This window comes from Streptomyces sp. NBRC 110035 (genome assembly GCF_000829695.1).
Lineage (GTDB): Bacteria > Actinomycetota > Actinomycetes > Streptomycetales > Streptomycetaceae > Streptomyces.
In genome coordinates this window covers 225,286-240,092 of the sequence record NZ_BBNN01000022.1, presented here as the reverse complement: position 1 = coordinate 240,092, position 14,807 = coordinate 225,286, and the positions used below count along the sequence as shown (strand labels likewise).

Below are 14,807 nucleotides of genomic sequence, written 5' to 3'. Positions count from 1 at the left end.
CGTGTTGGCGAGCGCGGTGGTTACCGGGGGCGTGACGACAATCGTGGCTACGGACGTCGTGATGATCGTCGGGATGACCGGCGTGGTGAGGACAGCCGCGGTGGTGACCGTGGTGGGTTCCGTCGTGAGGGCAGCCGTGGTGGCGAGCGTGGTGGTTACCGTGGCCGCGACGACCGGGGTGGGCGGCCCGGTGGGTTCCGTGGGCGTGACGACCGGCAGGGCGGAGGCCGGTTCCGTGAGGAGCGGGAGCGGGACCGGGAACCGATCAAGCGGCTGCCGATCCCCGAGGACGTCACGGGCGAGGAGATCGACAAGGACGTACGACAGGAGCTGCAGAGCCTGCCCAAGACGCTCGCGGAGGATGTCGCCAAGAACCTCGTGATGGTCGCCCGGCTGATCGACGAGGACCCCGAGGGCGCGTACGGCTATTCCAGGGTGGCGCTGCGGCTGGCGTCGCGCGTCGCAGCCGTACGGGAGGCCGCCGGGTTCGCCGCGTACGCCAACCAGAAGTACTCCGAGGCACTGGCCGAGTTCCGGGCGGCGCGGCGGATGACCGGGACCACGGAGCTGTGGCCCCTCATGGCCGACTGCGAGCGAGGGCTCGGGCGGCCGGAGAAGGCGCTGGACATGGCCGGTGCGCCCGAGGTGCAGAAGCTGGACAAGGCCGGGCAGGTGGAGATGCGGCTCGTCGCGGCCGGCGCGCGGCGCGACATGGGGCAGCTGGACGCCGCCATCGTGACGCTCCAGAGCTCCGAGCTGGCGTCCCAGTCCGTGCAGCCGTGGACGGCGCGGCTGCGGTACGCGTACGCCGACGCGCTTCTCGCCGCCGAACGGGCGGGCGAGGCACGGGAGTGGTTCGCGAAGGCCGTGGAGGCCGACCGGGACGGCAGCACCGACGCGTCGGACCGGCTGGCCGAGATGGACGGCGTGGAGTTCATGGATGCGCTCGACGAGCATGACGAAGCCGATGCCGGATCCGACACCTCGGTCGACGAGGCAGGGGCCGAGGACGTGCGCGCGGATCTGGAAGCGGATCTGGACGACGAAACGGACGAGGGCGACGCCGAAAGGGCCGAGACCGAAAGGGCCGAGACCGACGTCGACAAGGACTGACGCCTGAACGCCTGGACGACGAGACGGCTGGATGGCTGGACGTCGGATGCGACGAAGGGGTGGGGTTCCCGGTTCACCGATCACCGACCGGGAACCCCACCCCTTCGTGCGTCTCCAGGGAGACGTCAGTCGTCGAACGCGCGGAGCACCAGGCCCGATGCCGGCTTGGGTCCGAAGGATGTCGACTTGCGGGGCATCGTCACACCCTGGCGGGCGAGGTCGCGGACGACCTCCTCGCGGACCGGATGCATCAGCACCGCCGTACCGCCGTCGCGTTCCGCCTTCCCGACGGTCGCGGCCGTGTCGTGGATGTAGGCGATGCGGGCCGGGGAGTCCTCGGGGATGTGCCACACCTGGTCCAGGAGCGTGGAGTGCAGGACCGTCGCGTCCAGGGTGCGCCAGGCTTCCGGACGGTCGGTGGGGACCGTACGGGCCAGCAGATCCGGGTCCGGGCGGTCGACGAGGTGGAAGGCGCCGTCGCCGGCCAGGAGGAACGCGTTGCCCGTGCCCGCGGCCTCGGCCAGTGCCTCCATGGCCTGCGGCAGCGCGGCGTCCACGCGGCGGACCCGGAACAGGCCGTGGAGGGCGGCCAACGCGTCCGCGACGGGCAGGCCGTGCAGCAGGCGGTGGATGGCGCGGACGTGCAGCGGGTAGCGGGCGGTGTCGACGAGGAGCACCAGGCCGTGGTCCCAAGGGCTGGGGGAGGGGTGCTGCGCGCGCAGGCGGCGGTAGGTGGCCCAGCGGTGGTGGCCGTCGGCGATGAGCGCCTGCTGGCCGGCCAGGTCGGTCCGGACGGTCGCCAGGTCCTCGGGGTCGGTGAGGGACCACAGGCGGTGGTGGAAGCCGTCCTCCGTGGTGGTCGCGAGGACGGGGGGCATCTTGGCCGTGCGCTCGATCAGGTCGGCGGTGGCGGCTGCCGAGCCGTCGCCGGGGTAGGTCAGCAGCAGGGGCTCGAGGTTCGCCGAGGTGGCCAGCATCAGGGCCGCCCGGTCGGCGACGATGTGCGGCATGACGTCCTCGTGCGGCAGGACCAGTTGCTCGTCGGGGTCCGACACGCGCAGAGTGCCGATGATTCCGCGCTGCAGCAGGCCGTCGCCGTCGCGCTGTTCGTAGACGTAGAAGCCGGGTACGGGGTCCGTGGCCAGGACGCCCTCGGCCCGCCAGCGGTTCAGCGTGTCGGCGGCCTGGGCGTTGCGGGCCTCCGGGGTGCCGGCCTCGGGCAGGATCAGCCGGACGATGTTGTACGGGTCCGCGGACTGCAGGTGATGCAGACCGTCGGGGCGGACGACGACGTCGTACGGCGGGGATGTCACGGCGGCCAGGCTGCCGACCCGGTCGGGGTCGTAACGAAGGCCTTGGAACGGGGTGAGTTCCAGGCCTCGGCGCGCCTTCGTTTCCGAGGGACCTGCAGTCTTCATCCAGGCATCGTACGGGTGTCAGTGGCATGGGGGATGATCGGGGAAAGCCGTCGAACGAGGAGCGATGCACAATGAGCCGGAGCGTCAGGACGAGGCCCGAGGGCAGTGGGCAGGCCCTGAGCGCGGCGTACGACACGGCGCTGCTCGATCTCGACGGTGTGGTGTACGCGGGAGGGAAGGCGATCGTCCACGCGGCCGCGTCGCTGGCCACGGCCCGCGCAGGGGGCATGCACCTGGCGTACGTGACGAACAACGCCCTGCGCACGCCGGACACCGTCGCCGCGCACCTGACGGAACTGGGGATACCGACGGAGGCCGGCGATGTGATCACGTCGGCGCAGGCGGTCGCGCGGCTGGTGAGTGAGCAGATGCCGCCGGGGGCCAGGGTGCTGGTGATCGGCGGGGAGGGCCTGCGGGTGGCGCTGAGCGAGCGCGGGCTGACGCCGGTGGAGTCGGCGGACGACGACCCGGCGGCGGTGGTGCAGGGGTACGGCGGGCCCGACTTCCCGTGGGGCCGGTTCGGGGAGGCGAGTTACGCGATCGCGCGCGGGGTGCCGTGGTTCGCGTCCAATACGGATCTGACGATTCCCAGCGGCCGGGGCATCGCACCGGGCAACGGGGCGGCGGTGGAGGTCGTGCGGATCGCCACCGGCGCCGAGCCGCAGGTGGCGGGCAAGCCGCTGCCGCCGATGCACCGCGAGACGATCCTGCGGACGGGCGCCGAGCGTCCGCTGGTGGTGGGCGACCGGCTGGACACGGACATCGAGGGCGCGTTCAACGGTGGTGTCGACTCACTGCTGGTGCTCACGGGCGTGACCGACGGGGCGCGGCTGCTGGCCGCGCCGCCGCAGCACCGGCCCACCTTCGTCGACGCCGATCTGCGCGGCATGCTCACCGGGCAGCCGGAGGTCGTCGCGGTGGACGGCGGTGGGTTCCGGTGCGGTGGCTGGACGGCCACGGCGGCCGGCGAGTACCTGGAGCTGGACGGGGAGGGTACGGCTGCGGACGGTCTGCGGGCGTTGTGCGCGGCGGCGTGGACAGCGGCGGGTGACGGCATGTGCGAGCTGGACGGCGGGAAGGCGCTGGCACGGCTGGAGCTGTGAGGGGTGCCGGTCCCCGGAGGCCGGCCCGGGGAACCTGGGAATCCGGGAATCGTGATCGAATGGGAGGGTAGGCTAACCTAACTGCGTGTTGGTCGAGAGTCCCCCTGAACAGCGCGCGGAGACCGCCCCCGCGCATCCGAACCGCCGGGCGCTGCTCCGTGTCCTGGGTCTGCTCCTCTCCGCCGTGATCCTGGCGGCCGTCGCCCTGGCGAGTATCGCGATCGGGGCGAAGGACCTGTCCCTGCAACAGGTCTGGCACGGTCTGTTCGAGGATTCGGGCAGCTACGGCGACGCGGTCGTCGCCGACCGGTTGTCACGCACCGTCCTCGGTGCGCTCGCCGGTGCCGCGCTCGGTCTGGCGGGAGCGGTGCTCCAGGCACTGACCCGTAATCCGCTGGCCGATCCGGGACTGCTCGGCATCAACGCGGGCGCCTCCGCGGCGGTCGTCACGGCCATCACCTTCTTCGGCGTCACCTCGCCCTCCGGTTATGTGTGGTTCGCGTTCTTCGGAGCCGCGGCCGTCGGGGCGCTGGTGTGGTTCCTCGGCGGCAGCCGGGGCGCGACCCCCGTGCGCCTGGTGCTCGCCGGCACCGCGATCACCGCCGCGCTGTTCGGCTATCTCCAAGCGGTCATGATCCTCGACGAGGCGGCCCTGGGCAGGATGCGCTTCTGGACGGTCGGATCACTGGCCTCGGCGAACAGCGCGGTCATCCAGCAGGTGCTCCCGTTCCTGCTGCTCGGCTTCGTGCTGGCGCTGCTGCTCGCCCGGCCGCTGAACGCCCTGGCCATGGGCGACGACACGGCCAGGGCCCTCGGCGCCGACCTGAACCGCACGCGAGGGACGGCCATGCTCGCCGCGACGCTGCTGTGCGGGGCCGCGACGGCCGCCTGCGGGCCGATCGCCTTCGTCGGCCTGATGGTGCCGCACGTCGTACGCTCGTTCACCGGACCCGACCTGCGCTGGATCCTGCCGTACGCGGCGATCCTGTCGCCCGTGCTGCTGCTCGGCGCCGATGTCATCGGCCGCGTCCTGGCCCGGCCCGCGGAGCTCCAGGTCGGCATCGTCACCGCGATCATCGGCGGCCCGGTCTTCATCTATCTCGTACGACGGCGGAGGACGGCCCAGCTGTGAAGACCAACCGTACTGTGCGCACCCCGGGCGGCCTCTCGCTCCGGGTGGACGTGCGCGCCCTGCTCGTCGGTGTTCTGCTGCTGCTCGTGGCGCTCACCGCGAGCGTGGTGCTGATCGGCACCGGCGACTTCCCGATACCCGCCGCCGACGTGGTCCGGACCCTGCTGAGCGAGGGCGACCCGGGCCAGGAGTTCATCGTCACCGAACTGCGGCTGCCACGGGTCCTGGTGGGGCTCCTCGTCGGCGCCTCGCTCGGTCTCGCGGGCGCGCTGTTCCAGTCCGTCTCCCGCAATCCGCTGGGCAGCCCGGACGTCCTCGGCCTGGGCCAGGGCGCCACGGCCGGTGCGCTCGTGATGATCGTGCTGTTCTCCGGAACGGCCCAGCAGGTCGCCCTCGGCGCCCTGGCAGGTGGACTGGTGACCGGGTTCGCCCTCTACGCGCTCGCCTGGAAGCGGGGGGTGCACGGCTACCGGCTGGTCCTGGTCGGTATCGGTGTCTCCGCGATCGTCACCGCGGTCAACGGTTATCTGCTCACCAAGTCCGACATCGTGGACGCGGCCCGGGCGGTCGTCTGGATGACCGGTTCCCTCGACGGCCGTGACTGGGACCAGGTGTGGCCCCTGCTCGCGCTGTGCGCCGTCCTCGTACCGCTGGTTCTCGCCAACTCCCGCGGGCTCAGGATGACGGAGATGGGCGACGACGTGTCGTACGCCCTCGGAGTCCGGGTGGAGCGCGTGCGGCTGGTGCTGATGCTGTCCGCGGTCCTGCTCACCGCTTCGGCGACGGCGGCCTCCGGGCCGGTCGGCTTCGTCGCGCTCACCGCGCCGCAGCTCGCCCGGCGTCTGACCTGCTCGCCCGGGCCGAACCTCATGCCGTCGATGTGCATGGGCGCAGCCCTGCTGGTGAGCGCCGACTGGGTCTCGCAGCGGGCCTTCGGCACCGAGCAGTTGCCCGTGGGCGTGGTCACCGGTGTGGTCGGCGGTGTCTACCTGCTCTGGCTGCTGGTCACCGAGCGCAGGGCGGGCCGGATATGACGCGAACCGTCCACGGACCGGCCAACGGACCGACCGACCCGCAGACCGGCGGGCCGAACAACCGAAGGAGCACCGTGAACCGACTGTCCGCAGAGGACGTCACCCTCGCCTACGACCAGCGGGTCATCGCCGAGCAGTTGTCGGTGGAGATACCGGACAACTCCTTCACCGTGATCGTCGGCCCGAACGCCTGCGGCAAGTCGACACTCCTGCGGGCACTGTCGCGGATGCTGAAGCCCAGCCGGGGGCGGGTGCTGCTGGACGGTCAGGTCATCCAGTCGATGCCCGCGAAGAAGGTCGCCCGCACCCTCGGACTGCTGCCCCAGTCCTCGATCGCGCCCGACGGGATCACGGTCGCCGACCTGGTGGGGCGCGGCCGGTACCCGCACCAGGGCATCCTGCGCCAGTGGTCCACCGAGGACGAGCGGGTCGTCCAGGAGGCGATGGCCCGGACCGGCATCGCAGACCTGGGGGAACGGCATGTCGACGAACTCTCCGGCGGGCAGCGGCAGCGCGTGTGGATCGCCATGGCGCTCGCCCAGGAGACCCCGCTGCTGCTGCTCGACGAGCCGACGACCTATCTGGACATCCAGCACCAGATCGACGTACTGGACCTGTGCGCGGAACTGCACGAGGAGCAGGGCCGTACCCTCGTCGCCGTCCTGCACGACCTCAACCACGCCGCCCGGTACGCCACCCACCTCATCGCGCTGCGCGACGGGAAGGTCATCGCGCAGGGCGCGCCGAAGGAGATCGTCACCGCCGGGCTGGTCGAGCAGGTCTTCGGCCTGAGCTGCCAGGTCATCGACGACCCCGAGACGGGCACGCCCCTGATCGTGCCGGCCGCCCGCACAGCGCGGACCGCGGCGAAGCGGGACACCGGCAGGCAGAACCCGGGCCGGCAGGCCGCGGCCGCGATGGGCGCTAGAGAAGCTTCCTGAGATGGAACAGGTCGCGCAGACCGGCCTCCAGTTTCACCCGGCCCGACCCCCAGGCCCTGGCGAAGTGCAGCTCGCCGTCGACCAGGGCCAGCAGATCGTCGCCCCGCATGGCGAGCCGGATCTGCGCCCGCTCGCGCGGGGGGCCCTCCAGCGTGTCGTGCACCTCGATCCGCCCGCCGGTGAGCCGGCCGGCGAAGGTCACGTCCAGGTCGGTGATGTGACAGCTGACCGAGCGGTCCATCGCCGCCGCCGTGCGCACGTCGCCCTCGGCACGCTGTATGGAGTCGGACAGTTTGTCGAGTGCGGCACGGCACTCCTCGATCGTGGCCATCGCGGACGACGGTACCCCAACGGTTCGCGGTAGCGTCGGGGCATGAACGACGCAGCACCCCCGCCGGGGAGCGCGCCGCAGCCGCCCCCGCAGGCGGAGCACGCCGCACCGACGGCCGACGACGCCCTCCGGGCCGCGCCCGGGTACGCCCCCGCCGCCCCCGCGCCCCTGAACGTCCCCCGCACCCCCACCGGCAACGCCGAGGTGGACGCGCGGCTGGAGCGGCTGGCCGACGCCGACCACCTCACCACGGACGGCCATGTCGAGGTGTACGAAGATGTGCACCGGGGGCTGCGCGACGCGCTCACCGCGCTCGACGCCCGCCCGGAACCTCCGGGGGCCCCTCCCACACCTACCTACCGACAGGGGAGCTGAACCGAACGTGGCAGGAGTCGCACGCCGCCGTCTCGACGCGGAGCTGGTCCGCCGGAAGCTCGCCCGGTCGCGTGAGCACGCCGGCCAGCTGATCGCCGCCGGGCGGGTCAGTGTCGGCAAGACCGTCGCGACCAAGCCCGCCACCCAGGTGGAGACCGCCGCCGCGATCCTCGTCGCCGAGGACGCCGGCGACCCGGACTACGTGTCGCGCGGCGGCCACAAGCTCGCCGGCGCGTTCGAGGCGTTCGTGCCGCAGGGGCTGGCCGTCCGGGGACGGCGGGCGCTGGACGCCGGTGCCTCGACCGGGGGTTTCACCGACGTCCTGCTCCGGGCCGGGGCCGCCCATGTGGTCGCCGTGGACGTCGGATACGGACAACTCGCCTGGTCTCTCCGCAACGATGAACGCGTCACCGTCAAGGACCGTACGAACGTCAGGGAGTTGACGCTTGAAGCAATCGATGGGGAGCCTGTGGATCTTGTCGTGGGGGATCTGTCCTTCATCCCGCTCGGGCTGGTCCTGCCCGCCCTGAAGCGGTGCGTGCGGCCGGACGCCGACCTGGTGATGATGGTCAAGCCGCAGTTCGAGGTGGGCAGGGAGCGGCTGGGCAGCGGCGGCGTCGTACGCAGCCCGCAGCTGCGCGCCGAGGCCGTGCGGACCGTGGCCGCCAAGGCCTGGGAGCTGGGACTGGGGGCCAGGGGCGTGACCGCGAGTCCGCTGCCCGGACCCTCGGGAAACGTCGAATACTTTCTCTGGCTGCGGGCGGGGGCTTTGGAACTGGACCCGGCCGACGTCGACCGTGCAGTGGCGGAGGGGCCGCGTTGACACCGAACCGAGCTCGTACTGTTTTCCTGCTCGCCCACACCGGCCGCCCCGCGGCCATCCGCAGCGCGGAGCTCGTGGTCAAAGGACTGCTGGCTTCCGGACTGGGGGTGCGGGTGCTGGAGGCCGAGGCGCGGGACCTGCCGCTGCCGGACGAGGTGGGGACCGTCAAGGAGGCCACCCCCGAGTGCCTCGACGACTGCGAACTGCTGATCGTGCTCGGCGGTGACGGCACGCTGCTGCGCGGCGCGGAGTTCGCCCGCGCCTCGGGTGTGCCGATGCTCGGCGTGAACCTCGGCAGCGTCGGCTTCCTCGCCGAGGCCGAACGGGACGACCTCGACAAGGTCGTCGACCGGGTGGTGAGCAAGGCGTACGAGGTCGAGGAACGGATGACCGTCGACGTCGTCGTGCACAAGAACGGCACCATCGTGCACACGGACTGGGCGCTGAACGAGGCGGCCGTGCAGAAGGTGTCCGCCGAGCGGATGCTGGAGGTCGTGCTGGAGATCGACGGGCGTCCGGTGACCGGTTTCGGCTGCGACGGCATCGTGTGCGCCACCCCGACCGGATCGACAGCGTACGCGTTCTCCGCCGGCGGACCTGTCGTGTGGCCCGAGGTCGAGGCCCTGCTGATGGTGCCGATCAGCGCGCACGCCCTGTTCGCCAAGCCGCTGGTGACCTCGCCGGACTCGGTGCTCGCGGTGGAAATGCTGCCGCATGTCCCGCCCGGTGTGCTGTGGTGCGACGGACGGCGGACCGTGGAACTGCCGGCCGGCGCGCGGGTGGAGGTCCGGCGCGGCGCCGTCCCGGTCCGGCTGGCCCGGCTGCACCACGCCTCGTTCACGGACCGGCTGGTGGCTAAGTTCGCGCTGCCGGTCTCGGGATGGCGGGGAGCCCCGCACTAGCCTGCGCGTCCGCCTCCGTCCCTTCCCGCTCGGGGGTGCAGACCTGCCGCATTCCCGTACGGGCGGGGGTGGCGTCGGACAGGGCGAGGAAAACCTCGTAAGGTCTGGGACGTGTTGGAGGAGATGCGGATACGGTCGCTCGGAGTCATCGACGACGCCGTGGTCGAGCTGTCACCCGGCTTCACCGCCGTCACCGGTGAGACGGGCGCGGGCAAGACCATGGTGGTCACCAGTCTCGGGCTGCTGCTGGGTGGAAGGGCGGACGCGGCCCTGGTGCGGATCGGCGCCAGAAGCGCGGTCGTCGAGGGGCGGATCACCGTGCCCGAGAGCGCCGCGGCCGCCGCGCGCGCGGGGGAGGCGGGAGCCGAGCTCGACGACGGGGCGCTGTTGATCAGCCGTACCGTCTCCGCCGAGGGGCGCTCCCGGGCGCACCTCGGCGGGCGGAGCGTGCCCGTCGGGCTGCTCGCCGAACTCGCCGACGACCTGGTGGCCGTGCACGGGCAGACCGACCAGCAGGGGCTGCTGAAGCAGTCCCGGCAGCGGCAGGCGCTCGACCGGTACGCGGGGGACGCGGTCGCCGGACCGCTCGCCAAGTACACGGAGGCGTACAAGCGGCTGAGGGCCGTCGCCACGGAACTCGAGGAGATCACCACCCGCGCGCGTGAACGGGCCCAGGAGGCCGACCTGCTGCGCTTCGGGCTCGACGAGATCGCCGCAGTGGAGCCCCGCGCCGGAGAGGACGTGGAACTGGCCGAGGAGGCCGAGAGGCTCGGGCACGCCGAGGCCCTGGCGTCCGCCGCGTCCGTCGCGCACGCCGCTCTCGCCGGCAACCCGGAGGACCTCGAGGGCGTCGACGCGGGAACGCTCGTCGCGGGCGCACAGCGGGCCCTGGAGGCCGTCCGGGCGCACGATCCGGCGCTGGCCGCGCTCACCGACCGGATCGCTGAGGTCGGCATCCTGCTGCGTGACGTCGCCGGTGACCTCGCCGGGTACGCGGACGACCTGGACGCCGATCCGCTGCGGCTGGCGGCGGTGGAGGAACGCCGGGCCGCGCTCACCGGGCTCACCCGCAAGTACGGCCCGGACATCGCCGCCGTGCTGGCCTGGGCCGAGGAGAGCGCGGCGCGCCTCACGGACCTGGAGGGCGACGACGAGCGGATCGGGGAACTCACCGCCGAGCGAGACGGCCTGCGCGCCGAACTGGGCGGGCTGGCGCAGACGCTCTCCCAGGCGCGCACCGAGGCCGCGGAGCGCTTCGCGGCGGCCGTCACCGGGGAGCTGGCCTCCCTCGCCATGCCCCACGCGCGCGTGTCGTTCGACATCCGGCAGACCGAGGACCCGGACGGTGTCGAGGTCGGCGGGCGCACGGTCGCCCACGGGCCGTCGGGCGTCGACGAGGTCGAGCTGCTGCTCGCCCCGCACCCCGGGGCGCCGCCCCGGCCCATCGCCAAGGGCGCGTCCGGCGGTGAGCTGTCGCGCGTGATGCTGGCCGTGGAGGTCGTGTTCGCCGGTACGGACCCGGTGCCGACGTACCTGTTCGACGAGGTCGACGCCGGTGTCGGCGGCAAGGCGGCCGTCGAGATCGGGCGGCGGCTCGCCAAGCTGGCGAAGAGCGCCCAGGTCGTGGTCGTCACCCATCTGCCGCAGGTGGCCGCCTTCGCGGACCGGCAGTTGCTGGTGGCGAAGACGCACGACGGGACGGTCACCCGGTCCGGTGTGAAGGTACTCGAAGGGGAGGACCGGATCCGGGAACTGTCGCGGATGCTGGCCGGCCAGGAGGACTCGGAGACGGCCCGCGCCCACGCGGAGGAACTACTGGAGACGGCCCGCGCGGACGGCTGAAAGGCGGCTCGAGGGCGTCGGCGTCCGCCCGGTCGCCCACCGGGCCGTGTCGGCCGACAGGACGTACTTTGTCACTCGTACGGGTGGCGTTCGCGTCCACTCCGCTGCGGGCGGTCGATCCGGTCGTTGCCGGAATTCCCTTGCCTCCTGGCATGCTTGACCGAGCATGCGCAGGAGATCGTGCAGTCCATCCTCTCCGCACGGTCCTTCTGTACGTTCTTCGGGACCACCCGACCCGAACCAGGAGCCCGGCCACGTGACCCCCGTGAGCAGCCACTCACCGCACGGCCAGTCGCCGCTGCGCACCGTGCAGGTGCTGGGCGGCGGCAACGCCGCGGCCGGTGCCCACGTGCGCTCGCTGGCCGCGGGGCTCGTCGCGCGGGGCGTGCGGGTCACGGTGTGCGCCCCCACCGAGGCCGAGCACACCTACGACTTCACCGGCGCCGGCGCCGACCACGTGCACGTGCCGCGCAGCAGCGACCCCGGCTCGGTGTCCGCGCTGCGGGCGGCGTGCGCGGACGCCGACCTGGTGCACGCGCACGGCCTGCACGCCTCCTTCCGGACCGTGCTCGCCCTCGGCGGGCGGCGCACCCCGCTGACCGTCACCTGGCACGACCGGCCGCACGCCGACGGTGCCCGTGCGCACGTCCTGCGGCTGATGGAGCGACGGGTCGTCAGGGCGGCCACCGTGGTGCTCGGAACCACCTCCGCCCTGGTCGAGCGGGCACGCCGGACAGGAGCGCGGGACGCGCGGCTGGCGGCGGTCGCCTTCCCCGGGCCGCGCACCGCCCCGAAGACGGGCGACCCGGACGGGTCACGGCCCAAACTCCTGGCCGAACTCGGCGCCGTCGGACGCCCGTTGCTGATCGCCGTCGGCGCCCTCGAACGCAACCGCGGCCATCACACACTGCTCGACGCCACGCACGGATGGCGCCGCCTCGACCCCCAGCCGCTGGTCGTCGTCGCGGGGGAGGGGCCGCTGCGCGGTGAACTCCAGCGGCGGATCACGGACGAGGACCTGCCGGTCCGGCTCGTCGGACGGCGCGACGACATCACCGAGCTGCTGGAGGCCGCCGACCTCGCGCTGCTGCCGAGCCGGTGGGAGGGGCGCTCCGTCCTCGCCCAGCAGGCCCTCCACGCGCGCGTGCCACTCGTCGCGGCCGACACCGGCGGCGTCCCCGAACTCGTCGGCGACGCAGCCGAACTCGTCCCGTACCGCAACGCGCGTGCCCTCGCCGACGCCGTCGTACGGCTGCTCGGCGACCCCGGACGTCGGGACGAACTCCGGGCCAAGGGCGCCCGGCAGGCGGCCGGATGGCCGACGGAGGACGAGGCGGTGGCCCAGGTCCTCAGCGTCTACGACGAGTTGACGCAGCCACGGCCGCTGACCTGATCGGAGCCGACGAGCTGGAACCGTCGGCGCGGGCCCGGACCCGGACCCGCGCCCGACCTCGCACCCGACAGGCTCAGCCCCCGTACGCCCCCGAGGCCGTCAGACGCAGAGCGGTGTCGATGAGGGGGACGTGGCTGAAGGCCTGCGGGAAGTTGCCGACCTGACGCTGTCCGACCGGGTCCCACTCCTCGGCGAGCAGGCCCAGGTCGTTGCGCAGGGAGAGCAGCTTCTCGAACAGCCTGCGGGCCTCGTCCACCCGGCCGATCATCGCCAGGTCGTCGGCCATCCAGAACGAGCAGGCGAGGAACGCGCCCTCGTCGCCCGGCAGCCCGTCGACGCCCTCGTCCGCGCCCTCCGTCGGATAGCGCAGGATGAAGCCGTCCGGCGTGGACAGCTCGCGCTGGATCGCCTCGATGGTGCCGATCACCCGCTTGTCGTCCGGCGGCAGGAAACCCATTTGCGGGATCAGCAGCAGCGAGGCGTCCAGTTCCTTCGAGCCGTACGACTGCGTGAACGTGTTGCGTTCCTTGTCGTAGCCCTTCTCGCACACGTCCCGGTGGATGTCGTCGCGCAGCCCCTTCCACTGCTCCAGGGGGCCGTCCGCGTCGCCGGACTCGATGAGCTTGATGGTGCGGTCGACGGCGACCCACGCCATCACCTTGGAGTGCACGAAGTGGCGGCGCGGGCCGCGGACCTCCCAGATGCCCTCGTCCGGCTCCTGCCAGTGCTTCTCCAGGTAGCGGATCAGCTTCAGCTGGAGCAGGGACGCGTAGTCGTTGCGGGCCAGGCCCGTCATGTGGGCCAGGTGCAGGGCCTCGGTGACCTCGCCGTACACATCCAGCTGGAGCTGGTGCGCCGCGCCGTTGCCCACCCGGACCGGGGCCGAGTTCTCGTAGCCGGGAAGCCAGTCCAGCTCCGCCTCGCCGAGCTCGCGCTCACCGGCGATGCCGTACATGATCTGCAGGTTCTCCGGGTCGCCCGCCACCGCGCGCAGCAGCCACTCGCGCCAGGCGCGGGCCTCCTCGCGATAGCCGGTGCGCAGCAGCGAGGACAGGGTGATCGCCGCGTCCCGCAGCCAGGTGTAGCGGTAGTCCCAGTTGCGGACGCCGCCGATGTCCTCCGGCAGGGAGGTGGTGGGCGCGGCGACGATGCCGCCGGTCGGGGCGTAGGTGAGCGCCTTCAGCGTGATCAGGGAGCGGACCACGGCCTCGCGGTAGGGGCCGTGGTACGTGCAGTGCTCCACCCACTCCCGCCAGAAGTCCTCCGTCGCCTCCAGCGACTGCTCCGGCTCCGGCAGCGCCGGCGGCTCCTTGTGCGAGGGCTGCCACGACACGGTGAACGCGATCCGGTCGCCCGGGGCCACCGTGAAGTCCGAGTAGGTCGTCAGCGACTTGCCGTACGTGTCGGCGGGTGTGTCGAACCACACGGAGTCCGGGCCCGCGACGGCGACCGTGCGCCCCTCGTGCTTGTGCACCCACGGCACCACCCGGCCGTAGGAGAAACGCATCCGGAGGGTGGAGCGCATCGGCACGCGGCCCGAGACGCCCTCCACGATGCGGATGAGCTGCGGCGCGCCGTCGCGCGGGGGCATGAAGTCGGTCACCCGGACCGTGCCGCGCCCGGTGTCCCACTCGGACTCCAGGACCAGCGAGTCGCCGCGGTAGCCGCGCCGGGTCGCAGCCGGCGGCGGGGCGTCGGGGGCGTGTGCCGGGCCGATCCGCCAGAAGCCGTGTTCTTCGGTGCCCAACAGGCCGGCGAAGATGGCGTGCGAGTCGAAGCGGGGCAGGCACAGCCAGTCGACTGTGCCGTCCCGGCAGACCAGGGCGGCGGTCTGCATGTCTCCGATGAGTGCGTAGTCTTCGATGCGCCCGGCCACGTGCAACTCCAGTCGAACGGCCACGTCACCCCACGAGGGGGTTGTCGCTGGTGCGGTCAAGGGGTCAGTCGGATACGTAATGCGTCGTTGAGCGATGAAGCAAAGCAGTCACTCAGCCGCGAATGCAAAGCGCCCATTGCTGCTCAACGAACTGACGAGCTTGCGTTGTTCCGGTGTGACGGGCGGGGGTGGTGCCGTTCGGCCGGCCGGGCTCGGCAGCGGGTGTCCGAGCAGGATACGACGCACGTGGAGGGTCTGTGTGCCGCTCCGGCCAACGCGCACCCGCCGAACGGGTGACCAAGGGGTGAGAGACGTGCAACAGGTCACCGACGTGTGCCCGCGCATGTGCGGAGCGTGCCCGGACGTCGATGTCCCGCGGCGCTGATACGCTGGTAGCCCGTGGACCGGTGGGCCCCTTCTTTGGAGGGGAAATCCGAAAAGGGCACCCCCGAACCGCAGCGACGGCGCCGTCGGAGTTTTCCGGCAGGCAGCCGCTCCGCACCCTCAGACCGCGACCACGGGAG

13 protein-coding genes are annotated in these 14,807 nt (G+C 72.3%); 10 read left to right on the top strand and 3 right to left on the bottom strand.

Annotation, left to right across the window (positions count from 1 at the left end; genetic code table 11):
* Window positions 1-273: 273 nt before the first annotated feature.
* Window positions 274-1,113, top strand: coding sequence for a tetratricopeptide repeat protein (locus TU30_RS12915; protein WP_042168857.1), 840 nt, complete (start codon window positions 274-276; stop codon window positions 1,111-1,113).
* A 125-nt stretch (window positions 1,114-1,238) separates the two neighbouring features.
* Here TU30_RS12915 and TU30_RS12910 read toward each other — a convergent pair whose 3' ends face one another.
* Window positions 1,239-2,531 carry a DUF1015 family protein gene (locus tag TU30_RS12910; RefSeq protein ID WP_042168793.1) on the bottom strand — a complete coding sequence of 431 codons (1,293 nt, stop codon included), beginning with the start codon at window positions 2,529-2,531 and terminating at the stop codon, window positions 1,239-1,241.
* A 71-nt stretch (window positions 2,532-2,602) separates the two neighbouring features.
* On the opposite strand from TU30_RS12910, the gene TU30_RS12905 reads away from it, so the two are divergent.
* The 4 genes from TU30_RS12905 to TU30_RS12890 all read left to right on the top strand — a co-directional run bounded on the left by TU30_RS12905 (window position 2,603) and on the right by TU30_RS12890 (window position 6,741).
* On the top strand, window positions 2,603-3,634 hold the full coding sequence (locus tag TU30_RS12905; protein WP_042168792.1) for an HAD hydrolase-like protein: 1,032 nt from the start codon (window positions 2,603-2,605) through the stop codon (window positions 3,632-3,634).
* 85 nt (window positions 3,635-3,719) lie between these two features.
* Window positions 3,720-4,766: an iron ABC transporter permease gene (locus TU30_RS12900; protein WP_042168790.1), complete on the top strand. Its 1,047-nt coding sequence runs from the start codon at window positions 3,720-3,722 to the stop codon at window positions 4,764-4,766.
* Window positions 4,763-5,800: an iron chelate uptake ABC transporter family permease subunit gene (locus TU30_RS12895; protein WP_042168789.1), complete on the top strand. Its 1,038-nt coding sequence runs from the start codon at window positions 4,763-4,765 to the stop codon at window positions 5,798-5,800. Before TU30_RS12900 ends, TU30_RS12895 begins: the two co-directional genes overlap by 4 nt.
* Window positions 5,797-6,741, top strand: coding sequence for an ABC transporter ATP-binding protein (locus TU30_RS12890; protein WP_042168786.1), 945 nt, complete (start codon window positions 5,797-5,799; stop codon window positions 6,739-6,741). The genes TU30_RS12895 and TU30_RS12890 overlap by 4 nt, the downstream gene beginning before the upstream one ends.
* Here TU30_RS12890 and TU30_RS12885 read toward each other — a convergent pair.
* Window positions 6,725-7,072 carry a sterol-binding protein gene (locus TU30_RS12885; protein WP_042168784.1) on the bottom strand — a complete coding sequence of 116 codons (348 nt, stop codon included), beginning with the start codon at window positions 7,070-7,072 and terminating at the stop codon, window positions 6,725-6,727. The two genes, TU30_RS12890 and TU30_RS12885, sit on opposite strands and share 17 nt — an antisense overlap.
* Window positions 7,073-7,114: 42 nt before the next feature.
* Here TU30_RS12885 and TU30_RS12880 point away from each other — a divergent pair, with 42 nt between their 5' ends.
* From TU30_RS12880 to TU30_RS12860, 5 genes are all read left to right on the top strand, one after another.
* Window positions 7,115-7,447 carry a hypothetical protein gene (locus TU30_RS12880; protein WP_042168782.1) on the top strand — a complete coding sequence of 111 codons (333 nt, stop codon included), beginning with the start codon at window positions 7,115-7,117 and terminating at the stop codon, window positions 7,445-7,447.
* A 7-nt stretch (window positions 7,448-7,454) separates the two neighbouring features.
* Complete coding sequence (locus TU30_RS12875) at window positions 7,455-8,270, top strand: TlyA family RNA methyltransferase (protein ID WP_042168780.1); 816 nt, start codon at window positions 7,455-7,457, stop codon at window positions 8,268-8,270.
* Window positions 8,267-9,172, top strand: a complete 906-nt coding sequence (locus TU30_RS12870; RefSeq protein ID WP_042168779.1) for an NAD kinase — start codon at window positions 8,267-8,269, stop codon at window positions 9,170-9,172. Before TU30_RS12875 ends, TU30_RS12870 begins: the two co-directional genes overlap by 4 nt.
* Before the next feature lie 123 nt (window positions 9,173-9,295).
* Entirely contained in the window at window positions 9,296-11,014 is a 1,719-nt protein-coding gene (gene recN / locus TU30_RS12865; protein WP_042168855.1) for a DNA repair protein RecN, read from the top strand.
* A 256-nt stretch (window positions 11,015-11,270) separates the two neighbouring features.
* Window positions 11,271-12,407 (top strand): glycosyltransferase family 4 protein, encoded by a 1,137-nt coding sequence (locus tag TU30_RS12860; protein ID WP_042168777.1) that lies wholly within the window; start codon window positions 11,271-11,273, stop codon window positions 12,405-12,407.
* A gap of 73 nt (window positions 12,408-12,480) precedes the next feature.
* Here the strand turns inward: TU30_RS12860 and TU30_RS12855 are convergent, their stop codons facing one another.
* Entirely contained in the window at window positions 12,481-14,283 is a 1,803-nt protein-coding gene (locus tag TU30_RS12855) for a glycoside hydrolase family 15 protein (RefSeq protein ID WP_042168776.1), read from the bottom strand.
* Window positions 14,284-14,807: the final 524 nt, after the last annotated feature.

Coding starts and splice junctions, on each gene's coding strand:
- TU30_RS12880 (WP_042168782.1), top strand. CDS start 7,115: ATGAACGACGCAGCACCCCCGCCGGGGAGCGCGCCGCAGCCGCCCCCG.
- TU30_RS12890 (WP_042168786.1), top strand. CDS start 5,797: ATGACGCGAACCGTCCACGGACCGGCCAACGGACCGACCGACCCGCAG.
- TU30_RS12885 (WP_042168784.1), bottom strand. CDS start 7,072: ATGGCCACGATCGAGGAGTGCCGTGCCGCACTCGACAAACTGTCCGAC.
- TU30_RS12910 (WP_042168793.1), bottom strand. CDS start 2,531: ATGAAGACTGCAGGTCCCTCGGAAACGAAGGCGCGCCGAGGCCTGGAA.
- recN (WP_042168855.1), top strand. CDS start 9,296: ATGCGGATACGGTCGCTCGGAGTCATCGACGACGCCGTGGTCGAGCTG.
- TU30_RS12905 (WP_042168792.1), top strand. CDS start 2,603: ATGAGCCGGAGCGTCAGGACGAGGCCCGAGGGCAGTGGGCAGGCCCTG.